Source organism: Kitasatospora sp. NPDC001664 (genome assembly GCF_053596675.1).
Genome location: NZ_JBSFGS010000001.1, coordinates 339233 through 362061, shown reverse-complemented (window position 1 = coordinate 362061; position 22829 = coordinate 339233). Strand labels below are relative to the sequence as shown.

The window sequence follows — 22829 nt, the reverse complement described above, 5'->3', positions numbered from 1 at the left end:
TCAGGCCGTGCCGACGATGGTGCCCGCGCGGTCGATGCAGATGACGTCGACCTCGATGGGGGCTCCGGCCAGGACGTCGAGGGCGGTGCGGCGGGCGCGGGCGGCGACCAGGTCGCCGAGGGGGACGCCGGCGGCGGTGCACAGCTGCACGGCTTCGAGGCCGGTGTTGGCCTCGGCGACGGCCGTGACCAGGGCCGGGTCGGCGCCGCCCTGGCGGGCGAGGTCGGCGAGGAAGGACTTGTCGACCTGGGAGCGGCCGGAGTGGAGGTCGAGGTGGCCGGCCGCGAGCTTGGAGAGCTTGGCGAAACCGCCGGCGATGGTGAGGCGGGGGACGGGGTGGCGCTTGAGGTACTTGAGGACGGCCCCGGCGAAGTCGCCCATGTCGAGCAGGGCGTCCTCGGGCAGGCCGTGCACCGCCACCGCCACCTTCTCGGAGGTGGAGCCGGTGCACCCGGCCACGTGGGTGCGGCCGGCCGCCCGGGCGACGTCCACGCCGCGCCGGATGGAGTCGATCCAGGCCGAGCAGGAGTACGGGACCACGATCCCCGTCGTCCCCAGGATGGAGAGCCCGCCGAGGATCCCGAGCCGAGGGTTCCAGGTGGAGCGGGCGATCTCCTCGCCGTGGTCGACGGAGATCCGCACCACCACGTCCCCGCTGCCCCCGAACCGGCCCGCCACCTCCGCCACGTGATCGCGCATCAGCTGACGCGGCACCGGATTGATGGCCGGCTCCCCGGGCGGGATCGGCAGCCCGGCCTTGGTGACCGTCCCGACCCCGGGCCCGGCCTCGAACACCACCCCGCTGCCGGGTGCCCCGTGCCGCACCGTGGAACGGATCAGCGCGCCGTGCGTGACGTCCGGGTCGTCGCCCGCGTCCTTCACCACCCCCGCCATCGCGCGCTGACCCGGCGTCAGCAGCTCCGCCGCCAGCGCGAAGGCGGGCCGCTGGCCCTTGGGCAGCGTGATGGTCACCGGGTCGGGGAACTCACCGGTGAGCAGCGCGGTGTACGCGGCGGTGGTGGCGGCCGTGGCGCAGGCACCGGTGGTCCAGCCGTGCCGCAGCCCGCTGCTCTTCAGCTGCGCCTCCCGGCCGCCCTTGGCCTCGGCGTTCCCACTACGCTCACCAGTCACGTACGTTCCCCTGGAGTCCTGTTGCACATCTTGATCCTCGGCGGCACCACCGAGGCCCGCGAACTGGCCGCCGCTCTCGCCGCCACCCGGCCCGACCTGCGCGTGACCAGTTCCCTGGCCGGGCGGGTCGCGCAGCCCCGGCTGCCCGCCGGAGAGGTGCGGATCGGCGGCTTCGGCGGCCCCGCCGGGCTCGCCGCCTGGCTCCGGGCGGAACACGTGGACGCGGTCATCGACGCCACCCATCCCTTCGCCGGGGCCATCAGCCGGAACGCGGCCGAGGCGGCCGCCGAGGTCCATACTCCCCTGCTCGCCCTCCGCCGCCCCGGCTGGGTCCCCGTCCCCGGCGACCACTGGCACCCGGTCGGCTCCCTCGCCGAGGCCGCCGCCCTGCTCCCCTCGCTCGGCCGACGGGTCTTCCTCACCACCGGCCGCCAGGGCCTGGCCGCCTTCGCCGGCTCCCCCCTGCACTTCCTGGCCCGCTCCGTGGACGCCCCCGAGCCCCCGCTCCCCGCCTCCACCGAGGTCCTCCTCGACCGCGGCCCCTTCACCCTCGACGGCGAACTCCGCATCCTCCGCGACCACCGCATCGACGTTCTGGTCACCAAGGACAGCGGCGGCGCCGCCACCGCCCCCAAACTCGCCGCCGCCCGCGAACTCTCCCTCCCCGTCGTGATCGTCCGCCGCCCCGCCCCCCCGGCCGGCCTCCCCACCGCCCCCGACGTCCCGTCAGCCCTCACCTGGCTGGCCGGCCTGTGAGCACGCCGCCCCTGGAAGCAGGCTGGAGCGCCGTGGACGGCTACTCGGTCCGCCCGTTGGCGTACCTCTCCTCCGCACGGCGGATCAAGGACTTCAGGCCGATCGTGATGGGCCGCCAGGAGTGCCCCCTGGAAGAACTCATCGCCACTGTCGAACAGGCTCGGGCAGCCTTCGCCGCCGCCTGACCGATCGGGTACGGAACACGGTCCGGGCTGCGAGGATGAGCTCCATGGTTGACGCCCCCACCCTGGTCGAGACCCGCTCACCGTGGGTCGTGCTGACGTCCCGTCGGGATCCCTGGGTGGCGGCGGGGCTGGCCGCGCTGGAGGCGGCGGGGGGCTTCGCCTTCCGGCTGGACGGGCGGGAGCTGCTGGAGCCGGCCTCGCTGTTCCGGGCGTTCGCGCGGGAGCTGCCCTTCCCCGGGTACTTCGGCCACAACTGGGCGGCCCTGGTGGACTGCCTGCACGACCTGCACGGGCCCTGGCACGGCAACCGGGCGGTCGCGGTGCTGGTCGACCGGGCCGATCACCTACTGACGTCGGAGCACCTCGGCCTGTTCGTCTCGGTGCTCTGCCAGGCGGCCTGGCGGGCCAACCTCCGCCTGGACTCCGACGGCTTCCCGGACGACATGCCGGCCTTCCCCCTGCACTTCGTGTTCCTCCTCGACCACCTCCCCGCCGAGGACTTCGCCACCCGGGTGACCACCGACCCGGACGTGACCGTCCACCTGGCGGGCGGCCGCCTCACCGCCGCCCTGACCGGCCCGGACTGGCCCGGCTCGGGCTGAGCTCAGTCGAAGCGGATGTGCCGCAGGCCCGTCCAGGCGCGGCGCAGCCGGCCCCGCAGGGGGCTCTCGGTGTTCGGGGCGAGGGTCAGCCCGGCCGAGGCGGCGATCCGGTCGGCGACCTGGGGCACCGTCAGCCGGTCGGTCCACAGGTGCTCGCCGAACTCCTCGCCCCGCAACCGCTCCAGGCACAGGTCCAGCTTGGACACCGCGAAGCTCTCCCGCCGCAGCGGTGCGTCCTTCCCCCCGACCAGCCGCACCGCGTGCCCGAACCCCCGCTCCCGCAGCCGTCGCAGCACCGTCCCCCGCTCCGCGAGCAGCGCGAAGTGCCGTACGTCGTGGCCGCGTTCGCGCAGCCGCCCAACGGTCTCGGCGAAGTACGCGGGCTCCACCACCGTCATCGGCACGATCACCACCCCGCTCTGCTCCCCGAGCGCCCGGTCCAGCACCTCGAAGACCCCCTGCCGCCAGGCGGGCAGGTCCTGGAAGTCCCCGCGCAGCGCGGGCGGCAGCATCCGGTGCAGCCCGAACCCCACGTGCTCGGGGTCGCACACCACACTGCCCGCCAACCGCCGCCGGAGCTCGTACGCGGTCTGGGTCTTGCCGCCGCCGAAGGGGCCGTTGATCCACAGGAGCATCCCCGGAGCGTACGTCCGGCTGGCGTCCCCGACCAAGATCCGCAAGACTCGCACCCATGGTCTCAGTGGTGCAGAACGTCGCGATCGACTGTGAGGACGCCTACGAACTGGCGCGGTTCTGGAGCGAGGTGACGGGCTGTCCGGTCGACCCGGACTGCCGCCCCGGCGACCACGAGACCCAGGTGGTCCTGGACGGCGGCCCGGTCCTCTACTTCAACACCGTCCCCGAGCCCAAGACCGTCAAGAACCGCGTCCACCTCTGCCTGCGCCCCACCGACTCCCGCGACCCCGAGGTCGAACGCCTCCTCGCCCTCGGCGCCACCATGGCCGCCGACCGCCGCAACCCCGACGGCTCGGGCTGGGCGGTGCTGCACGACCCGGAGGGCAACGAGTTCTGCGTCCTGCGCAGCGAGTCCGACCGCGCCGCCGCACACAGCGGCTAGCCCGCCGGGGGCCGGTCGGCCGGGGGCCGGTCGCGGAGGGAGCGGGAAATGGATTGCCGCCCCGGTGGTGGTGTGCAACCGTTCGGCCTGGACCGGCAGTTGATCATCGACGGCCGGCCGCCTCCCGGGACCGACCGGAGAGGTGACGAACGATGGGAACCATGCGTGGCAGACAGCTATGAGGACGAGTGCCGCCGGTCGTTGGCCCGGGAGCAGGCGGAGAGCCTCGCCGGAACCGACAACTGGGCACATGTGGACAGGGAGCGGGTCCACCAGGACTGGGACGTCCTGTACCGGGAGATCACGGCCGTCCTCGACGGCGGCGCCCTGCCCGGGGACCCGCGGGTTCAGGAGCTCGTCCGCAGGCACTTCGACATCGTCAGCCGGTTCTACACCCCGTCCAGGGAGGCGTACGTCGGCATGTCGCTCTTCTACGCCGAGGACGGGGCCATGAAGGCGTTCCACGACTCCTACCACCCGCGGATGGTGGAGTTCATGGGTGCCGCGATCAGGGTGTTCGCCGAGGCTCCGGCGTAGCCGTCCGGCGCGGGCCGTGACAGCTCGGCGGGCGTGCCCGGACTCCGGTCCCGGCACACCCGCCGTTCCGGCGGGAGGACCCTAGCCGGCGAGCACCGCGAGGGCCGCGTCGAGGGCGTCCTCGGCCTTGGCCTCGACGTCGGGCTTGACGCCGACGCCCTCCCAGTTGGTGCCGGTGACCGGGTTGATGGAGCGGGCGGCCGGGACGGTGACCGCGATGTGCGGGGTGAGGGCGATGCGGTCGGTGGGGTGGGCGCCGCCGCGGGTGGTCTCGCCGACGAGGGTGGCGCGCTTCAGGGCCTGGAGGTTGTAGGCGAGCTCCTCGCCGCCGGAGAAGGTGAAGGCGGCGGTGAGGACGGTGACCGGGCGGTCGAGGTAGCGGGGGCCGGGGGTGTTCGGGTAGGTCCAGTACTGGCGGGTGGAGTCGGTGGCGCGCTCGTAGATGTCGTTGAGGTGGACCTCGTCGTCGCCGAAGAAGTGGCTGCACCACAGGGCCACGCCGTTCGGCGAGCCGCCCCGGCACTGGCGCAGGTCGATCACCAACTTCTCGGTGTGGGCCACGAGTTGCATGGCGGCGCCGATCGCCGCCTCGCCCGCGTCGGCGTCCGGGATGAAGCGCAGGTCGAGGTAGCCGACGTTGCCCTCCAGCCGCTCGACCTTGGCGATGCCGAAGTTGCCCTCCCGGTAGTGGGCGAGCCAGCGGGCCTTCTCCTCCTCCGGGGAGTCCTCCTCCTCGACCGGAGTGGCCTCCTCGTTCCAGAGCAGCCGCAGGTGCTTGTCGGGGCAGACGGCCTGGAGGTCGGCCGTCACGGCGGCGCAGAAGTCCGGCTCGGACAGGCCCTCGTAGGCGCCGTCGGCGAGCTTCCCCCGCAGCGCCTCGGCGATCGGGCCGGTGAGGTCGGGGAAGACGTAGCCGGCGGTGATCTTGTCCAGCGCGGCGTCGAGAATCTCGTGGTGGGAGGTCATGAGCGCGCATCGTACGGATCTTCGACGGCGGTGACGACTCGTTATTTCCGCACGCTACGATCCCCGCCGGAGGGGGCACACATGACGGAACGACGACGCTGGCCGGCCCTGTTCGTGCTGGTGGGCCTGCTGGCGCTGGCCGCGTACGCCTGGGGCGTGTACGAAGACCGCTCGGGCGGGCGCACGATGGTCGCGGTGGCGCTGTTCCGCCCGCTGATCGTGGGCGGGGCCGGGTTGGCCTTCCTGGTGGTGGCGGTGGCCGCCCGCGGCCGCGGCGGCCGGACGGTGGCCGGCCTGCTGGCCGCCTGCGCGCTGCTGTACGCCGCCGGCGCACTGGCACTCCAGGGCGCGTTGCCGCAACGGCAGGTGACCGGCCGTCAGCCGAGGCCGGGCGTCCCGGGGCACGTCCTGGTGGTGACCCACGTCGGGAACCCGGGATCGGAGGCCGAGTCCCAGTCCTGGGAGCTCGTCCTGCACACCGGTAGCGGCTGGTCCGAGCGCCACTGGCGGGTCGCGGACGTGCCGGAGTCGGGCCGGGACGGCGCCTTCGTGTCCGCGGCCTGGGCCGACCGCGGTCACCTGGCGGTCACCACCGGCAAGGGCACCCGCACCATCGCCGTGCCGGCCCCCTGACGGATCGTCCGCCAGGAGGCCGGCCGGCCCCGGCCGTCACGCCTCCGGGTACCGCCGCGGCGTCCAGACCACCTCGGCACCGTCCCCACGACTGACGGCCTGGGTCTGCGAGGAGCCGATCAGCAGGATGGTCCGCATGTCGACCTCGGCCGGGTCGAGCTCGCCGAGCCGGACCGTCCGTACCCGCTCGGTCGGCCCGCCGACGTCCCGGGCCATCACCACGGGGGTGTCGGCGGCCCGCACCTCCAGCAGCAGTTCCTTCGCCGAACCGACCTGCGTGGTACGGGACTTGGAGCCGGGGTTGTACAGCGCCAGCACCAGGTCGGCGGAGGCCGCGGCCTTCAGCCGCGAGGCCACCACCGACCAGGGCTTGAGCCGGTCGGAGAGCGAGACCACCGCGTAGTCGTGGCCGAGCGGGGCGCCGGCCCGGGAGGCGGCGGCGTGGGCGGCCGTCATGCCGGGGCAGATCCGCACCGGGACGTCGGCGTACCGCTCCTCGCAGGCGACCTCCAGCACGGCGGTGGCCATCGCGAAGACGCCGGGGTCGCCGGAGGAGACCACCACGACCTTCCGCCCGCGCAGGGCCAGGTCGAGGGCGAACTCGGCCCGCTCGGACTCCACCTTGTTGTCCGAGCCGTGCCGCACCTGCCCGGCCCGTACCGGCACCCGGTCCAGGTAGGTGGTGTAGCCCACCAGGTCGGTGGCGGAGGCGAGTTGGCCGCGCACCTCGGGGGTCAGCCAGAGCGGCCCGGCCGGGCCGGTGCCGACCACGACCACCTCGCCGGGGCCCTCGTACACGGGCGCGGGCGATCCGCCGCCCAGCCGGCTGGGCAGGACGGCCACCGCGAAGTACGGCACCGACTCCGGGTCGATGTCGGCCAGCGCACCGGTCCGCTCCCCCGCCATGGTGGCCCGCTCGACGTACGAGGCCTCCGCCAGCCGCCCGGAGCGCTCGAAGGCCGAGCGGACGGCCGGGAAGGTGCGGCCGAGCTTCATCACCACGGCCGAGTCGGCGCCGGACAGACGGGCCGTCAGCTCCTCCTCCGGCAGGGTGCCGGGGATGATGGTGAGGGTCTCCTCGGCCTCGCACAGCGGCTTGCCGAGCCGGGCGGCGGCGGCGCTCACCGAGGTGACGCCGGGCACCACCTCGGTCGGGTAGCGGTGGGCCAGGCGCTTGTGCATGTGCTGGTAGGAGCCGTAGAAGAACGGGTCACCCTCGGCCAGCACCACCACGGTGAGGCCGGCGTCGAGGTGGGCGGCCAGCCTGCCCGCGGCCTCCTCGTAGAAGTCGTCCAGCGCGCCCCGGTAGCCGCCGGGGTGGTCGGTGGTCTCCACCGTGATCGGGTAGACCAGCTTCTCCTCGACCACGCCGTCCTTGAAGTACGGGGCGGCGATCGAGCGCGCTATCGACCGGCCGTGCCGGGCGCTGTGGTACGCGACCACGTCCGCCTCGCCGATCAGCCGGGCGGTCTTGACGGTCACCAGCTCCGGGTCGCCCGGGCCGAGCCCGACGCCGTACAGCTTGCCGATCCGAGACTCGGTCACTCTTCGGTGCTCGCAATCGCGTTGATCGCGGCGGCGGCGATCGCGCTGCCGCCCCGACGGCCCCGGACCACCAGGTACTCCAGGCCCAGATCGTTCGCGGCCAGCGCCTCCTTGGACTCGGCCGCGCCGATGAAGCCGACCGGCACGCCGATCACGGCGGCCGGGCGGGGGGCGCCCGCCTCGACCATCTCCAGCAGGCGGAACAGCGAGGTCGGCGCGTTGCCGACGGCCACCACCGCGCCCTCCAGGTGCGGCAGCCAGAGCTCCATCGCGGCGGCGCTGCGGGTGTTGCCGAGCTCCTTGGCGAGGCCGGGCACCGAGGGGTCGGCGAGGGTGCAGATCACCTGGTTGTCGGCGGGCAGCCGCTTGCGGGTGACGCCGCTGGCGACCATGGAGACGTCGCACAGGATCGGCGCCCCGGCGTTCAGCGCGGCGCGCGCGTCGGCGACCGCCTTCGGCGACCAGAGCAGGTCCTTCACCAGGTCGGTCATGCCGCAGGCGTGGATCATCCGCACCGCGACCTGGGCCACGTCGGCCGGCAGGTGGGCCAGCTCGGCCTCGGCCCGGATGGTGGCAAAGGACTCGCGGTAGATGGCCGCGCCGTCCTTCTCGTACTGGATCACTTCGTCCTCCGGGCTTCGGCTACCGCCTGGGCCATCTGTTCCGTGGTCAGGTCCTGCATGGTCGTTGTGGGTCCGGACGTCCGACGGGCCGTCACCCGGTACGCGCCCGGGCCGGTGGCCAGCACGTCCACCCACTCCCCGGCGGGGTGGCCGCAGCGCCGCTCGCAGCCGGACCAGTGCACCGGCAGCCCGGGCACCCCGGCCGTCCCCAGTGCCCGGGCGGCGTCCGCCCGCACGTCCGCGAGTGACTTGGCGCAGCCGGGCGCGCCGGTGCAGGCGGTGGCCAGCTCCCAGGGCGAACCGGGCGTCAGGCGCAGCCCGGCGGCGGCCAGTTCGCCCACCGCCGTGGCTCCGGGGAGGACGACGCTGCGCCACGGGGTGATCCGCAGCTCCCCGGCCGAAGCCGCCGCGGCCTCCGCCAGCGTCCGCCACTGCGCGGCGCTCACGGTGCCGAACCCGGTCCCGGCCACCAGCCCGCCGTCGAAGGGCCCCGACTCCGGCGCCCCGCCCGCGAAGGCGGGCAGCGGCTCGGCGCCGGGGTCGAGCAGCTCCGCGGCCTCCCGGACGAACCAGGCCTTCACCCCGGCCGCCCGCACCGCCGTCAGGAACTCCTCGGCGGCGGCCAGCGCGGCGGCCGGTACCGACCCGGGGGCGATCCGGCGGGCGGTGGCGGCCCGGCCGAGGCGCAGCAGCGCTCCGCCGCCGGGCGTTGCGATCAAGGTCACATCGGAGTCCAGGGCGGCCACGTCGCCGCGGCCGTCGTCCAGGACGAAGAGGAACAGGCCGGCCAGTCCGGCGGCGAGCGGGCTGGCGCAGAGCAGGACGTCCAACTCCCGTGCCCAGGCCCGGACGTCGGCGTGGCCGAGCCCGTCCAGGCCGGAGAGCGGCGAGGCGATGACGTTGCGGACCCGCTCGTGGGTCTCCGAGGGCAGCAGACCGGCGGCCCGCAGCCGGGCTCCCAGCTCGGCCCCGGCGTCCTCGGCCAGGCCGCGCAGCTGGACGTTGCCGCGCGAGGTCAGTTCCAGCCGCCCGTCGCCGAGTTGCTCGGCGGCGTCGGCCAGCGCCAGGGCCTGAGCGGCCGTCAGCAGCCCGCCGGGGAGGCGGACCCGGGCCAGCGCGCCGTCGTCGGCCCGGTGCAGTCGCAGTGCCCCGGGGCAGGCGTCGCCCCGGTCGCGGCCGGGCCCGGCGGCGCCGTCCCGCCCGCCGGCGGAGGCACCGTCCCGGTCGCGGCCGGACGCACCGGGGCGTGGCTCGGCGACAGGTGGCGTGGGTGGCATGGCCGCGAGCATACCCACGTTCCGCCGGTTTGCTCCTGTCCGCTGCGTCACGTCCGCGCGACCCTCCGTCCACCGCGGCCCGGCCTCCCTCCACGGCGGCCCGGCCCTCCGTCCGCCCCGCGATCCGTGCCCCGTCGCGACCGTGATCACCTGACAGACCTTCGGGACCCTGGTCCGCAACCCGGACGCACCCCGTACGATGCTCCCCGGGTGGGCGCACAGCCCAGCCAACGCCAGCGACGGCGCTATGGGGAGGAAACCGGTGCGAATCCGGTGCGGTCCCGCCACTGTGACCACGGCCAGTCCGTGGGAGCCAGGAACTCCTGCCGTCCTCACACCAGCCCGGGGCGCGGACCCCGAGGAAGGCTCCGCCGTGCCCGTGCGCCGTTCGCCAGCGCTCCGTCGCGCCGTCGTCTCCTCGTGCCCGCCGCCGTCCCGGCGTGAAGCCACGGCCGGGAGGGCCTCCGTATGATCCTGCTCCTCTCCACCTCCGACACCGACCTGTTGAGCGCCCGCGCCTCGAACGGTCCGGTCCCGTACCGGCTGGGGAACCCGGCCCGGCTCGGGGTGGACGACCTGCCCGCGCTGCTGGAGGGCACCGACCTGGTGGTGGTCCGGCTGCTCGGCGGACGCCGGGCCTGGCAGGAGGGTCTGGACGCGCTGCTCGCCGGGCCGCGCCCGGTGGTGGTGCTGACGGGCGAACAGGCCCCGGACGCCCAGCTGATGGAGCTCTCCACCGTCCCGGCCGGCCTGGCCGCCGAGGCGCACGCCTACCTGGCGCACGGCGGCCCGGCCAACCTGGCCGAGCTCGGCGCGTTCCTCTCCGACACCGTGCTGCTCACCGGCCACGGCTTCGCGGCGCCCGCCTCCGCCCCGGCCTGGGGTCCGTTGGAGCGTCAGGCGGCCGAGAACGACGGCCCGCTGGTGACGGTGCTCTACTACCGCGCCCACCACATGAGCGGGAACACCGCCTTCGTGGAGACCCTCTGCCAGGCGATCGAGGCCAAGGGCGCCCGCGCCAGGGCGGTCTACTGCGCCACCCTGCGCGGGGCCGAGCCTGAGCTGTTGGCCGAGCTGGGGCAGGCCGACGCGCTGGTCACCACCGTGCTGGCGGCCGGCGGCACCCGCCCGGCCGACGCCCAGGCCGGCGGCGACGAGGAGGCCTGGGACGCCGGCGCGCTGGCCGCGCTGGACCGCCCGATCCTGCAGGCGCTCTGCCTGACCTGGTCCCGCGAGCAGTGGGAGGCCAGCGACGACGGCCTCTCTCCGCTGGACACCGCGACCCAGATCGCCGTGCCGGAGTTCGACGGCCGGCTGATCACCGTGCCGTTCTCCTTCAAGGAGCTGGACGCGGACGGCCTGACCGTCTACGCGGCCGACGCCGAGCGGGCCGCCCGGGTGGCGGGCATCGCGGTCGCCCACGCGAGGCTGCGTCACGTCCCGGCCGCCGAGCGGCGGTTGGCCCTGGTGCTCTCCGCGTACCCGACCAAGCACGCCCGGGTCGGCAACGCCGTCGGCCTGGACACCCCCGCCTCCGCGATGCGGCTGATGGCGCGGCTGCGCGCCGAGGGCATGGACATCGGCACCGACGTCCCCGGCCTGGACCTCACCGGCGACGGGCACGAGGGCGACGAGCTGATCCACGCGCTGATCGCGGCCGGCGGCTACGACCAGGACTGGCTGACGGAGGACCAGCTCGCCCGCAACCCGGTCCGCATCCCGGCCGCCGACTACCGCCGCTGGTACGCCGATCTGCCGCAGGGCCTGCGCGAGCAGGTCGAGGAGCACTGGGGCCCGGCCCCCGGCAACCTCTACGTGGACCACGCGCAGAACCCGGACGGCGACATCGTGCTGGCCGCGCTGCGCTCCGGCAACCTGCTCGTCCTGATCCAGCCGCCGCGCGGCTTCGGCGAGAACCCGGTCGCGATCTACCACGACCCGGACCTGCCGCCGAGCCACCACTACCTGGCCGCCTACCGCTGGATCGAGGCCGCGCAGGCCGACGGCGGCTTCGGCGCCCACGCCGTGGTCCACCTCGGCAAGCACGGCAACCTGGAGTGGCTGCCCGGCAAGACCGCCGCGCTGTCCGCCGAGTGCGGGCCGGACGCGGTGCTCGGCAACCTGCCGCTGGTCTACCCCTTCCTGGTCAACGACCCGGGCGAGGGCACCCAGGCCAAGCGCCGTGCCCACGCCACCCTGGTCGACCACCTGGTGCCGCCGATGGCCCGGGCCGACTCCTACGGCGACATCGCGCGCCTGGAGCAGCTGCTCGACGAGCACTCCAACATCGCCGCGATGGACCCGGCCAAGCTCCCGGCCATCCGGGCCCAGATCTGGACCCTGATCCAGGCCGCCAAGCTGGACCACGACCTCGGCCTGGAGGAGCGCCCCGAGGACGACGGCTTCGACGACTTCCTGCTGCACGTCGACGGCTGGCTCTGCGAGATCAAGGACGCCCAGATCCGGGACGGCCTGCACGTGCTCGGCCAGGCCCCGGCCGGCGAGGACCGGGTCAACATCGTGCTGGCGATCCTGCGGGCCCGGCAGATCTGGGGCGGCGTCAGCGCGCTGCCCGGCCTGCGCGAGGCGCTCGGCCTGGACGAGGCGGCGCTGACCCTGGGCGCCACCGACGCGGCCGAGGCACAGGCCCGTGCCCTGGTCGAGGCGATGGAGGCCGAGGACTGGGCGCCGTCCGCCGTGGAGAAGGTGGCCGCCGGGCACCCGGACGCGGTCCGCGAGGTGCTCGACTTCGCCGCCCGCGAGGTGGTCCCGCGGCTGTCCGCCACCACCGACGAGCTGGACGCGGTGCTGCACGCGCTGGGCGGCGGCTTCGTCCCGGCCGGGCCCTCGGGCTCGCCGCTGCGCGGTCTGGTGAACGTGCTGCCGACCGGCCGCAACTTCTACTCGGTGGACCCGAAGGCCGTCCCGTCCAAGCTGGCCTGGGAGACCGGGCAGGCGCTGGCGCAGTCCCTGGTGGACCGCTACCAGGCGGACAACGACGGGCAGTTCCCGCCCTCGGTCGGCCTTTCGCTCTGGGGCACCAGCGCGATGCGCACGGCCGGCGACGACATCGCCGAGGCCTTCGCCCTGCTGGGCGTGCGCCCGGTCTGGGACGACGCCTCCCGCCGGGTCACCGGTCTGGAGCCGATCTCCCTGGAGGAGCTGGGCCGCCCGCGGATCGACGTCACGCTGCGGATCTCCGGCTTCTTCCGGGACGCCTTCCCGCACGTGGTCGCGCTGCTGGACGACGCGGTCCGGCTGGCGGCCCGTCAGGAGGAGACTCCCCAGGACAACTTCGTCCGCGCCCACGTCCAGGCGGACCTGGCCGAGCACGGCGACGAGCGCAGGGCCACCACCCGGATCTTCGGCTCCCGCCCCGGCACCTACGGCGCGGGCCTGCTCCAGCTGATCGACAGCCGGGACTGGCGCACCGACGCCGACCTCGCCGAGGTCTACACCGTCTGGGGCGGCTACGCCTACGGCCGCGAGCTGAACGGCCGCCCGGCCCGGGAGGAGATGGAGACCGCCTACAAGCGGATCACCGTCGCGGCCAAGAACACCGACACCCGCGAGCACGACATCGCGGACTCGGACGACTACTTCCAGTACCACGGCGGCATGGTGGCCACCGTGCGCGCCCTGACCGGCAAGGCCCCGACCGCCTACATCGGCGACTCGACCCGCCCGGAGACGGTCCGCACCCGCACCCTGACCGAGGAGGCGGCCCGGGTCTTCCGCGCCCGGGTGGTCAACCCGCGCTGGATGGAGGCGATGCGCCGCCACGGCTACAAGGGCGCCTTCGAGATGGCCGCCACCGTGGACTACCTGTTCGGCTACGACGCCACCACCAACGTGGTCGCCGACTGGATGTACGAGAAGCTCACCCAGGAGTACGTGCTCGACCCGACCAACCGGGAGTTCCTGGCCGGGGCCAACCCCTGGGCGCTGCACGGGATCAGCGAGCGGCTGCTGGAGGCGGCCGACCGCGGCCTGTGGGCGGAGCCGGACCCGGCGCTGATCGAGGAGCTGAAGACGGCGTTCCTGGAGACCGAGGGCGACCTGGAGTCCGACAGCTAGTCGGAACGCGGACAGCGCACGGGGGGACCGGTGGCCGCCGGTCCCCCCGTGCCGTCCTGGCGGAGCGTCAGCGACGCTTCAGGCCCTGGTCGATGGCGGAGATCAGCTCACCGTTCGGGGTGTCCCCGTCCAGCGCCCAGATCATCGCGCCGGCCAGGCCCTCGTGGCGGATGTACGCGGCCTTGGTGCGCAGCACCGTCGGGTCGTCGTAGGTCCACAGGGTGGAGCCGTCGAACAGCCAAGCGCTGCCCTTGTCCCGGCTGCGGTAGATCTTGTACGTGCCGGAGTCGGCCAGCTTCTTGAGCGCCTTGTAGTCCTCGGTGCCCGCCACCCAGGTGGCCGGGGCCGGGCCGGTGGCCGGCTGGCCGAGGCCGTCGCCGCCGCCGGTCACGCCCGTCCAGCCCTGGCCGTAGAACGGCATGCCGACCACCAGCTTGTTCGCCGGGGCGCCGCGGTCCAGCCAGGCGTTGACGGTCTGGTCGACGCTGAAGTCACCGCGCTTGGCGTAGAGCGCGGACTGCTGGGCGGTGGTCTTCTCGCCGGAGACGTGGAAGTCGTAGCCCTGCAGGTTGACGAAGTCGAAGTCCTTGATGATCTTCTTGACCTCGAAGCCCGCGTCGATCTTCGCCGGGTTGGTCGGCACGTACGCGCTCAGGTCGTAGTGCTTGCGGCCCGGCTGGGTGCGGGCGTAGGCGTCCAGCTGGACCCGGAACTCGTGGACCAGCTTGGTGAAGTTCTGCTTGTCCTCGGGGCGGATGCCGTTGCCCTCGTTGCCCTCCGAGCCGGGCCACTCCCAGTCCAGGTCCACGCCGTCGAAGACCCCGGCCGCCGCGCCCGCGCCACCGCGGGCGCCGTCCACCGGCAGGTTCCCCTTGATGTAGGTGTCGATGCAGGAGGCCACCAGCGCCTTGCGGCCGGCGTCGGTCAGCACGGCGTCCGAGAAGTGCGCCGATCCGCTCCAACCACCGAGCGAGATCTGCACCTTGAGGCCCGGGTTCTTCGCCTTCAGCTCGCGCAGCTGGTTGAAGTTGCCCGCCAGCTTCTGCTCGGCGGTGTCCGCCACCCCGTCGACCGAGGTGGCCGCGTCCACCGGTCGCCCGTAGTCGGCCCACGGGTCGGCACCGGGCACGTTGCCGACCAGGCACTTGCCGTCCTTGCCGATGGCACCGAACGCGTAGTTGATGTGGGTCAGCTTGGCCGCGGTGCCGCTGGTCTGCAGGTCCTTGACCTGGTAGTTGCGGCCGTAGATGCCCCACTGGGTGAAGTAGCCGATCCGCTTGTAGGCGGGGGCGCCGTGGCCGTCGTGGCCGTCGTGCGCGGAGACGGCGGGAGCGATCGAGACGAGCAGGCCGAGGGCCGCGGCGGTGGCGACGGTCAGCCGGGAGATGGATCCGTGACGCATGGGCTCGTTCCTGTTGTGCGGACTGGATGGAGCTTTGCTGCTGGGAAGGTATTGGTCTGAACCAGTAGCGTCAACCGACCGTCCACTCTGCAAAACCCTCCCGTCGTCCGCTTGACAGTTCGGGCCATCCCCCTTCCGCACACCGGACCTGACGCCCCGTCAGGCCACGGAGTACCGACCCGGCCCCCGCTCCTGCGAGCCCCACGCCGCCGACGGGGCTAGCTTGGGACCATGCACCTGCCCGCCTCCCTGTGCCAACCCGCTCGGTACGCCGCGCTCGTCCTCGGGGGGCTGCCCGTGCTGGCGTTCCCCGCGCCCGGTCTCTCGTGGCTCGCCTGGGTGGCGCTGGTGCCGGGGCTGGAGGTGATGCGGCGGGCCGGCAGCGGGCGGGAGGCCGTGGTCCGGGGCTGGTGGTTCGGTGCCGGGTTCATCCTGGTGTCGATGTACTGGCTGGTGCCCTCGATCGGGCCCGGCCTGCTCGCGCTCGCGGTGGTGTTCGGCGTCCTCCCCGGCGCGGTCGGGTACGCGGTGTGGCGGCTGCTGTCACCCCCGCTGACGGTGCGTCGGACGCTGCTCGCGCTGGTGGTGGTCCCCTCGGTCTGGGTCTGCACCGAGTTCGTCCGCTCCTGGCACGCGCTCGGCGGCCCCTGGGCCCTGCTCGGCGCCAGCCAGTGGAAGCACCCCGCCGTGCTCGGCCTCGCCTCCGTCGGCGGCGCCTGGCTGGTGAGCGCCGCCGTCGCGGCCGCCAACGTCGGCGTGCTGATCCTGCTCACCGGCCGCCGCCTCCGGGTCCGGGTGCTCGCCGCCCTCGCCGTCACCGGCACCCTGCTGGCCGGCCCGCTGCTGTTCGCCGCCCTGCCCGCACCGACGCCGGGCGACACCGCCACCGTCGCCCTGGTCCAGCCCGGCGAGGTGGCCGACTCGGCCGCCCGCTTCGCCGCGAGCGGGCGGATCACCGCCGAACTCGCGGGCCGGGCGCCCGACCTGGTGGTCTGGGGCGAGAGCAGCACCAACTCTGACCTGGACCGGGACGAGGTGGCCCGCCGGGAGGTGGCCCGGCTCTCCGCCCTGGTCGGCGCCCCGGTGCTGGCGGGCGAGGACGCCCGCAAGGGCGACGGCCTGATCTCCAAGGACGCCGTGCTGGTCACCCCGGACGGAGTCGCCGAGCGCTACCGGAAGATCCGGCTGGTGCCGTTCGGCGAGTACATCCCGCTGCGGCCGCTGTTCGGCTGGCTCACCGGCGTCAGCCGGGCGGCGGGCGAGAACCGCGCGCCCGGCTCCTCCTTCCACCTTCTGCACACCACCGACCGGCAGGGCCGCCCGCTCCCCTTCGGTGCACTGATCTGCTTCGAGTCGGCCTTCCCCGACATGTCCCGGGAAGCCGCCGCCGACGGCGCCCGGATGCTCGTCTTCCAGTCCGCCACCTCGACCTTCCAGGACTCCTGGGCCCCGCAGCAGCACGCCTCGCTCGGCGCCCTGCGCGCCGCCGAGACCGGCCGGCCGGTGGTCCAGGCCGCCCTCACCGGCGAGTCGGTCGCCTACGACCGCCAGGGCCGACGCCTCGCCCTCCTCGGCACCGGCTCCACCGGCTCCCTGACGGTCCGTCTCCCCCTCGCCGCCCCCACCGCCACCACCTGGTACGTCCGCCTCGGCGACTGGGTCCCGTACACGGCGGCCCTGATCACCCTGCTGTCCGCTGCCCTGGCCTTCCGGCGACGGTCAGCCATCGGCGACCAGGGGCGCGAGGAACTGCGCGAAGCGGGAGACGCGGACCGTGTGCCGGGTACGGACAGCCACCTGCACCTGAGTCTCCGTACCCGGCAGACGGGTCGCTGACTTCCGCCTCGCGCAGTTCCCCGCGCCCCTAAACCCTCACGGGTTGGCCTCCGGCTGGTACAGCCCGAAGACCGCGCCGAGCGGGTCCTTCAGGACCGCGAGCCGCGGTCCGTCCGGGACGTCGGTCGGCGGGAGCACCGCGTCTCCCCCGAGCCCGAGGGCCCGCTCCGCGGCCAGGTCGACGTCCGCCGCCGCGAAGTACGGCATCCAGTACGGTGGCAGGTCGGCCGGGAACTGCTCCCCCATGTCCAGCACCCCGCCGAAGTCGGTCCCGTCCAGCCCCCACTGGGTGTACTGCTCCCCGGGGTTGACGCTCCACCCGAACAGGCCGGAGTAGAAGCCGACCGCCCCGGCCACGTCCCGGGTCGCCAGCTCGATCCACCCCGGTGCGCCCGGCTCGGCGAACAGCGCCACCCCCGGGAAGGCCCGGCCGTGCCAGAGCCCGAACACCGCCCCGGCCGGGTCGGCCACCACGGCGAACCGGCCCAGGTCCAGCGCCTCCATCGGCCCGGCCAACACCTGCCCGCCCCCGGCCCGCGCCGCCTCGGCCGCCGCGTCCACGTCCTCGGCCGCGATCGAGACCGACCAGGCCGTCGGCTGCCCGTCGGCCACCAGCGGGGCGACCGCCGCCACCGGGGCCTCCCCCTGGTACATGACGGTGTAGCACATGGCCTCCGGCCGGGGGTCGGTCTCGCCCCGCCAGCCGAACAGCTCGCCGTAGTACCGCTGCGCCGCCGCCGGGTCGGCGCTGCCGTGCTCGAACCAGCAGGGCGTACCGGGCCGGGTCTCGGTGATCCGCACCATGACGCCCCCTCAGGCCCTGATCTCGATGACGCACTTGCCCCGCGCGTGGCCGGACTCCACCGCCAGCATCGCCTCGGCCGCCCGGTCCAGCGCGAAGGTCTCCGAGATGTGCGGGTCCAGCGCGCCGCCGGCCACCAGCGCGGCCACCGAGGCCAGCACCTCCCCGGTGCGACGGCGCTTCACGTACTCCCCGCCCAGCCCGGCGGCGGTGGCCGGATCGGCGGTGGAGACCAGCCGCCCACCCTTGCGCAGCGTGCCGGAGGCGGCCATCGCGTCCTGGCCGCCGACCAGGTCGAGCACCCCGTCCACACCGTCCGGCGCCACCGCCCCGATCCGCTCGGCCACCCCATCGCCGTACCGGACCTGGGTGGCGCCCAGGCTCGCCACGTACTCCCGGGACTGGTCGCTCGCGGTGCCGATGACGGTGATCCCCCGGCTGCGGGCGATCTGGGCGGCGGCGCTGCCGACCCCGCCGGACACGCCGAGCACCAGCAGGGTCTGACCGGGCGTCAGGCCCAGCTGGTCCACCGCGTCAAGGGCGGTGGCGGCGGCCACCGAGAGGGTGGCGGCCTGGGTGAAGGTGACGTCGTCCGGCACCTTGGCGGCCTCGCCGGCGTCCAGCAGCACGTGGTCGGCGAAGGCGCCGTCGGGCGCGATGCCGAAGACCGGGTCGCCGACCAGGAAGCCCGAGACGCCCTCGCCCAGCACCCGCAGCACCCCGGCCGCCTCCGAACCGAGCACTCGGGGCACCGGCTTGGTCCGCCCGAACAGGCCCTCCCGGACCTTCCAGTCGGCCGGGTTGACCCCGGCCGCCCGCACCGCGATCAGCAGTTGGCCCGGCCCCGGCACCGGAATGCGCCGGTCCAGGAACCGCTGGTTCTCCGGCCCGCCGTACGCCTCGAATCCGAACGCCTTCGACATCGCGCTTCCTCCACCTGTGGCTCGTCCGACCCCACCAGCTTGCGGGCCCCGACCCGGGCACGCCGGAGGCTGCTGGGCCGAACGGTGCCGGAGTGACCCAGGAGGTTGTTCAAATTGGAACTACAGGTGTACGGTCGGCCGGGACAGCACGCACAGCACACCCACCAGAGCACGAGGAGGACGGGCATGCCCGAGCAGCTCGACCAGGCGACCGTCCGCACCACCGTCCGGATCCCGCTCACCTTCCCGGACGGCTACCGGGTCCAGGCCGAGGTCACCACCTTCCACGGCCTGGCCGACGGCGCCGAGCACCTGGCCCTGCGCCTGGGCGAGCCGTCCGGCGACGCCCCGCTGGTGCGGCTGCACTCCGAGTGCCTCACCGGCGACGTCTTCGGCTCGGACCGCTGCGACTGCGGCCCGCAGCTGCGCGAGGCGGTCGAGCGGATCGCCACCGACGGCGGCTACCTGCTGTACCTCCGCCAGGAGGGGCGCGGCATCGGCCTGTACAACAAGCTCGACGCCTACGCCCTCCAGGACCAGGGCCTCGACACCTACGCCGCCAACGCCGCGCTCGGCCTCCCCGAGGACGGCCGCGACTACGCCGCCGCCGCCCAGATGCTCACCGCCCTCGGCACGCCCCGGATCCGCCTGCTGAGCAACAACCCCGACAAGGCGGCCCAGCTGACCGCCCACGGCATCGAGGTCACCGAGCACGTCCCCACCGGCGTCCACGTCTCCCCGGCCAACCTCCGCTACCTGCGCGCCAAGGTCGAGCACACCAACCACGCCATCCCCCTCGCCGAACTGGCCGGCTGACGCCGGGTCAGCGCCGGGGCGCCCCGTTCGAGGGGGCCCCGGGGCGGGTGCCCGGCTGGGCGGGGGAGCCGGGGGTCGCCGGGGCACCGGGCGAGGCGCTGCCGGAGGTGCTCGGCGAGGCGCTCGGGCCGGGCTGGCGGACCGGGTCCGGGATGTGCACGGTCTCGAACTCCCGCTCCCGGGTGCCCTCGACCGCCAGGTCCATCGCCATCTTCCAGATCGGCCCCGGGCCGGTGGCGCCGTAGACCTCGTCGAAGAGGACGCCACCGATCCTGATGTTGCGCATCGGGACGCCGCCGGTCGGGCCGCCCAGCCAGACGGAGGTGGCCAGGTCGGCGGTGTAGCCGGTGAACCAGGCGGACTTCTTCTGGTCGGTGGTACCGGTCTTGCCCGCGATCTGGCGGTCGTCCTCCAGGCCGAGCTGGCGGCCGGTGCCCTTCTCGGTGACCCCGAGCAGCACGGTGTTGAGGACGTCGGCGGTCTCCTCGGACATCACCCGCGAGCAGCGGCGCTCCGGCACCGGGACGGCCTTGCCCTCGGCATTGGTGATCTTCTCGATGGCCACCGGCGCGCAGTAGGTGCCCCGGGCGGCGAAGGTCGCGTAGACGTTGGCCATGGTCATCGGCGCCACCTCCTGGGTGCCCAGGCCCATGGCCGGGACCTCGTCCAACTGGGCACCGCTGGCCCGGCCCTTGATGCCGAGCTTGTTGGCCATCTGCTTGACGGCGCAGAGGCCGATCTCCTGCTCCATCTGCACGAAGTAGGTGTTGATGGACATCGCCATCGCCTGCTTCAGCTCGTAGGGGCCGACCTCCGACGGGTCGTCGTTCGGGACGGATCCCTCCTTCTTCCCCTTCGACTGGTTCTTCCAGGTGCCCGCGCAGGTGGTCATGGTCGGCCAGTCCATCCTGGCCGGCGAGGGGAAGGCCTGGGTGGCCCGGAGCCCGGACTCCAGGGCGGCCGCGGCCACGATCGGCTTGAAGGTGGAACCGGGCTGGAAGCCGTTGCCCCCGCCCATCGCGGCGTCCACGTTGAGGTTGACCACGGTCTCGTTCTTGGCCTTGTCCAGGCCGTACGGACGGGTCTGCGCCATCGCCAGGATCCTGCCGGTGCCGGGCTCCATCATGGTGGCCGCCGCCGAGACCGGGTCGCTGACCCGGACCTTGGTGGTCACCGCCTTCTGCGCGGCGGCCTGCTTCTTCGGGTCCAGGGTGGTGCGGATGTCCAGCCCGCCGAGGTCCCACAGGCGCTTGCGGTCGGCCGCGTTGGCGCCGAACACCGGGTCCTGCTGGACCACCTGGCGGACGTAGTCGCAGAAGAAGCCCATGCCGGCCTGGGCGGTGATGCAGCCGTTGCGCGGCGCCTGGTAGCGCAGGCCGACCTGGGCGGCCTTGGCCTCGGCGGCCTGGGCCGCCGTCAGGTGGCCGCGCTCCAGCATCTTGTCGATGACCACGTCGCGGCGCTTCTGGGCGGCCTGCGGGTGGAGCCTGGGGTCGTACTGGCTGGGGTTCTGCACCAGCCCGGCCAGCAGCGCCGCCTCCGGGACGGTCAACTCCTTGGCGTGCTTGGAGAAGTAGCGCTGGGCGGCGGCCTCGATGCCGTAGGCCTGGTTCCCGTAGTACGTGATGTTCAGGTAGTTGGTGAGGATCTGGTCCTTGGTCAGCTCCTCCTCCAGCTTGATGGCGTACTTGAGCTCCTGGATCTTGCGGCCCAGGGTCTTGCGCTGCGCCGCCAGCACCGCCTCGCGGTCGTCCCCGGCCTGCTCCACGTGGACGTTCTTCACGTACTGCTGGGTCAGCGTGGAGGCGCCCTGCACGGCGGAGCCGCTCTCGGCGTTCTTGCTGGCCGCCCGGAGCACGCCCTTGAGGTCGACCGCGCCGTGCTCGTAGAACCGCGCGTCCTCGATGTCCACCTGCGCCTGCCGGATGAAGGTGCCCATGTCCTCCGCCGTCAGCACCGTGCGGAAGCGCCCGTAGACGGTCGCGATCAGGCCGCCCTGCGCGTCGTAGATGTGGCTGGCCTGGGAGAGCGGCGGGGTCTTCAGGTCGTCCGGCACCTCCTCGAAGCTCTCGGCCCCGCTCTTGGCGGTCAGGCCGAGGGCGCCGGCCGCGGGCAGGGCCATCCCGGCCAGCAGCACGCCGGCCAGGGTGGAGAAACCTATGAACTTCAGGCCGTTGGATATGGGGCGCTTCGGTGCCATGTTCGAACACTACGTCCACAAACCCCGCACCAGGGGAAGGATTTCGCTCTCTTCTGTCACAACTCTGCGACAGCCCGGGGCAGTTCGAGTGCGATCTGACCAACACAGGTCAGAGATAACGGTCATATCCGGCGGAGCCGGGCGGCCGCCGTACCGCAGAAGCGGACCGCCTCGACCAGCGCCGGCAGCGGGTCGTCGGCCGCGAGCCACCCGCGCTCCGTCGAGCGCCGGGGCAGCAGGTCGGCCGGCACCCGGCGCTCCCGCCGGGCGGCGGCCAGCGCCGAGGGCAGGTCCAGCTGGCCCACCCCGAAGGAGCGCACCAGCTGCTCCCCCGGCGGCAGTTGACGCCCGGTCAGGCCGAGGTGCAGCGCCCGCACCACGTCCACCCCGGCGGTGGTCTCGAACAGGCGGAACTGCGCGCCGGCGCGCGGGTTGAAGTCCACCAGCCGGTAGCGGCCGTCCCGCCGGTCCAGCCGCCAGTCGAGGTCCGCCACCCCCCGGTAGCCGATCCGGCGGCAGAAATCCGCCGCCAGCGCGGCCAGCCGGGGCTCCGGCAGCGAGCGGGCCCGGGTGGTCACCCCCGCCCCCGGCGGCCAGGAGCGCAGCTTGCGGCCGGTGAACACCAGCGGCTCGGTGCCCTCCGGGCCGCAGTACAGATGGGTGATCCAGTCCTCGCAGTGCTCCGGCGGCAGGTACTCCTGCACCAGCACGGACGGCTCCTGACGGTCCGGCAGCAGCGCCCGCAGCTCCTCCTCCCCGTGCACCACTGTGGTGTGCCCCACCACCGGCGCGCGCAGCCGGGTGAAGGCCGCCAGGTTCTTCAGCACCAGCGGGTACCCGTGCCCGCGCCCCACCTCCAGCAGCTCCCGGTAGCTGCCCGGCGCCCACGCCCGCGGGGTGTCCACCCCGTGCCGGGCGCAGAGCCCGGCCAGGCCGCCCTTGTCCGCCAGCCGCCTCGGCAGCCCGGGCGGCACCGCGGGCAGCAGGTACCAGCGGGAGAGCGCCTCGGCGTGCTCGGCCAGCAGCACCGCCGCCTCGTCGTCGGTGGCCACCGGCACCACCGGCCGGCCGATCGCCGCGCCGAGCTCCGCCAGCAGGGCCAGCAGCCGCTCCGCGGCCTCCGTCCCGTCGGTCGGCCGGACGAACGCCCGGCCCAGGTAGCGGGAGCGGGCCACCGGCGTCCAGCGGTCCTCCACCACCGCGTGCACCGGGACGCCCAGGCGGCCCAGCGTGCGCACCACGCCCAGGCCGCCGTGGTGCTGCGGGTAGCGGCCGACCTTCACCAACAGGGCGGGCGTGCCGCGGTCCGGCTCGATCGGGGACATCCGGCTCCAGCCCTTCCTCGGCGGCGTGACCTCCCGGTCCGCATTCTCGCCCGGCCCGCCCGGCCCCGCCCCCGGGGGTGCTGGGCCCGCCGCGCCGGTGCACATTGGTCTGAAG

General features: G+C 74.0%; 20 protein-coding genes and 1 riboswitch. Of the genes, 9 read left to right on the top strand and 11 right to left on the bottom strand.

Translation table 11 applies throughout. From position 1 onward, the window contains the following. Nucleotides 1-1131: a cobalt-precorrin-5B (C(1))-methyltransferase gene (locus ACWCYY_RS01720; RefSeq protein WP_449794773.1), complete on the bottom strand. Its 1131-nt coding sequence runs from the start codon at nt 1129-1131 to the stop codon at nt 1-3. 21 nt (nt 1132-1152) lie between these two features. Between ACWCYY_RS01720 and ACWCYY_RS01715 the strand changes: the two genes are divergently transcribed. Genes ACWCYY_RS01715 through ACWCYY_RS01705 form a run of 3 tightly spaced genes read left to right on the top strand, consistent with a single transcriptional unit; the run spans nt 1153 to nt 2674 of the window. Beyond that, nucleotides 1153-1887: a cobalt-precorrin-6A reductase gene (locus ACWCYY_RS01715; RefSeq protein WP_449794772.1), complete on the top strand. Its 735-nt coding sequence runs from the start codon at nt 1153-1155 to the stop codon at nt 1885-1887. After that, nucleotides 1884-2072 carry a hypothetical protein gene (locus ACWCYY_RS01710; RefSeq protein WP_449794771.1) on the top strand — a complete coding sequence of 63 codons (189 nt, stop codon included), beginning with the start codon at nt 1884-1886 and terminating at the stop codon, nt 2070-2072. The genes ACWCYY_RS01715 and ACWCYY_RS01710 overlap by 4 nt, the downstream gene beginning before the upstream one ends. 44 nt (nt 2073-2116) lie before the next feature. After that, complete coding sequence (locus tag ACWCYY_RS01705) at nt 2117-2674, top strand: barstar family protein (protein WP_449794770.1); 558 nt, start codon at nt 2117-2119, stop codon at nt 2672-2674. Between the two features lie 2 nt (nt 2675-2676). Here ACWCYY_RS01705 and ACWCYY_RS01700 read toward each other — a convergent pair whose 3' ends face one another. Further along, on the bottom strand, nt 2677-3309 hold the full coding sequence (locus ACWCYY_RS01700; RefSeq protein WP_449794769.1) for an AAA family ATPase: 633 nt from the start codon (nt 3307-3309) through the stop codon (nt 2677-2679). 56 nt (nt 3310-3365) lie between these two features. Here ACWCYY_RS01700 and ACWCYY_RS01695 point away from each other — a divergent pair, with 56 nt between their 5' ends. Beyond that, entirely contained in the window at nt 3366-3752 is a 387-nt protein-coding gene (locus tag ACWCYY_RS01695) for a VOC family protein (RefSeq protein ID WP_449794768.1), read from the top strand. Nucleotides 3753-3917: 165 nt separating this feature from the next. Beyond that, a complete protein-coding gene (locus ACWCYY_RS01690) occupies nt 3918-4289 on the top strand; it encodes a TipAS antibiotic-recognition domain-containing protein (RefSeq protein WP_380150494.1) in 372 nt (123 codons plus the stop codon). 81 nt (nt 4290-4370) lie between these two features. Here the strand turns inward: ACWCYY_RS01690 and ACWCYY_RS01685 are convergent, their stop codons facing one another. Continuing rightward, on the bottom strand, nt 4371-5255 hold the full coding sequence (locus tag ACWCYY_RS01685; RefSeq protein ID WP_380150495.1) for a S41 family peptidase: 885 nt from the start codon (nt 5253-5255) through the stop codon (nt 4371-4373). An 81-nt stretch (nt 5256-5336) separates the two neighbouring features. On the opposite strand from ACWCYY_RS01685, the gene ACWCYY_RS01680 reads away from it, so the two are divergent. Next, the gene (locus ACWCYY_RS01680; protein ID WP_449794767.1) at nt 5337-5888 is read left to right on the top strand and encodes a hypothetical protein; all 552 of its coding nucleotides are present in this window, start codon (nt 5337-5339) and stop codon (nt 5886-5888) included. A 36-nt stretch (nt 5889-5924) separates the two neighbouring features. Here ACWCYY_RS01680 and ACWCYY_RS01675 read toward each other — a convergent pair whose 3' ends face one another. The 3 genes from ACWCYY_RS01675 to ACWCYY_RS01665 are packed head-to-tail and all read right to left on the bottom strand — an operon-like array spanning nt 5925 to nt 9345. Further along, the gene (locus ACWCYY_RS01675) at nt 5925-7433 is read right to left on the bottom strand and encodes a precorrin-2 C(20)-methyltransferase (protein ID WP_380150496.1); all 1509 of its coding nucleotides are present in this window, start codon (nt 7431-7433) and stop codon (nt 5925-5927) included. After that, the gene (locus ACWCYY_RS01670; RefSeq protein ID WP_345281280.1) at nt 7430-8056 is read right to left on the bottom strand and encodes a precorrin-8X methylmutase; all 627 of its coding nucleotides are present in this window, start codon (nt 8054-8056) and stop codon (nt 7430-7432) included. Before ACWCYY_RS01670 ends, ACWCYY_RS01675 begins: the two co-directional genes overlap by 4 nt. Continuing rightward, on the bottom strand, nt 8053-9345 hold the full coding sequence (locus ACWCYY_RS01665) for a cobalamin biosynthesis protein CobG (protein WP_449794843.1): 1293 nt from the start codon (nt 9343-9345) through the stop codon (nt 8053-8055). Before ACWCYY_RS01665 ends, ACWCYY_RS01670 begins: the two co-directional genes overlap by 4 nt. Before the next feature lie 240 nt (nt 9346-9585). Further along, nucleotides 9586-9656: riboswitch (cobalamin riboswitch) on the top strand. A 145-nt stretch (nt 9657-9801) separates the two neighbouring features. Between ACWCYY_RS01665 and cobN the strand changes: the two genes are divergently transcribed. Then, on the top strand, nt 9802-13410 hold the full coding sequence (gene cobN / locus ACWCYY_RS01660; protein WP_449794766.1) for a cobaltochelatase subunit CobN: 3609 nt from the start codon (nt 9802-9804) through the stop codon (nt 13408-13410). A 67-nt stretch (nt 13411-13477) separates the two neighbouring features. Here cobN and ACWCYY_RS01655 read toward each other — a convergent pair whose 3' ends face one another. Then, complete coding sequence (locus ACWCYY_RS01655; protein WP_449794765.1) at nt 13478-14812, bottom strand: glycoside hydrolase family 18 protein; 1335 nt, start codon at nt 14810-14812, stop codon at nt 13478-13480. A 231-nt stretch (nt 14813-15043) separates the two neighbouring features. On the opposite strand from ACWCYY_RS01655, the gene lnt reads away from it, so the two are divergent. After that, entirely contained in the window at nt 15044-16648 is a 1605-nt protein-coding gene (lnt, locus tag ACWCYY_RS01650; RefSeq protein ID WP_449794764.1) for an apolipoprotein N-acyltransferase, read from the top strand. Between the two features lie 36 nt (nt 16649-16684). Here the strand turns inward: lnt and ACWCYY_RS01645 are convergent, their stop codons facing one another. Together ACWCYY_RS01645 and ACWCYY_RS01640 are read right to left on the bottom strand one after the other, a co-directional pair. After that, nucleotides 16685-17452 carry a VOC family protein gene (locus ACWCYY_RS01645; protein WP_449794763.1) on the bottom strand — a complete coding sequence of 256 codons (768 nt, stop codon included), beginning with the start codon at nt 17450-17452 and terminating at the stop codon, nt 16685-16687. A 9-nt stretch (nt 17453-17461) separates the two neighbouring features. Then, entirely contained in the window at nt 17462-18373 is a 912-nt protein-coding gene (locus ACWCYY_RS01640; RefSeq protein WP_449794762.1) for an NADP-dependent oxidoreductase, read from the bottom strand. Nucleotides 18374-18559: 186 nt separating this feature from the next. On the opposite strand from ACWCYY_RS01640, the gene ACWCYY_RS01635 reads away from it, so the two are divergent. Next, a complete protein-coding gene (locus tag ACWCYY_RS01635) occupies nt 18560-19189 on the top strand; it encodes a GTP cyclohydrolase II (RefSeq protein ID WP_345281289.1) in 630 nt (209 codons plus the stop codon). Between the two features lie 7 nt (nt 19190-19196). On the opposite strand, the gene ACWCYY_RS01630 is transcribed toward ACWCYY_RS01635, so the two are convergent. Both ACWCYY_RS01630 and ACWCYY_RS01625 read right to left on the bottom strand, forming a co-directional pair. Further along, complete coding sequence (locus tag ACWCYY_RS01630) at nt 19197-21389, bottom strand: transglycosylase domain-containing protein (protein ID WP_345281291.1); 2193 nt, start codon at nt 21387-21389, stop codon at nt 19197-19199. 122 nt (nt 21390-21511) lie between these two features. Beyond that, on the bottom strand, nt 21512-22714 hold the full coding sequence (locus ACWCYY_RS01625) for a carboxylate--amine ligase (protein WP_345281292.1): 1203 nt from the start codon (nt 22712-22714) through the stop codon (nt 21512-21514). Between the last annotated feature and the right edge of the window lie 115 nt (nt 22715-22829).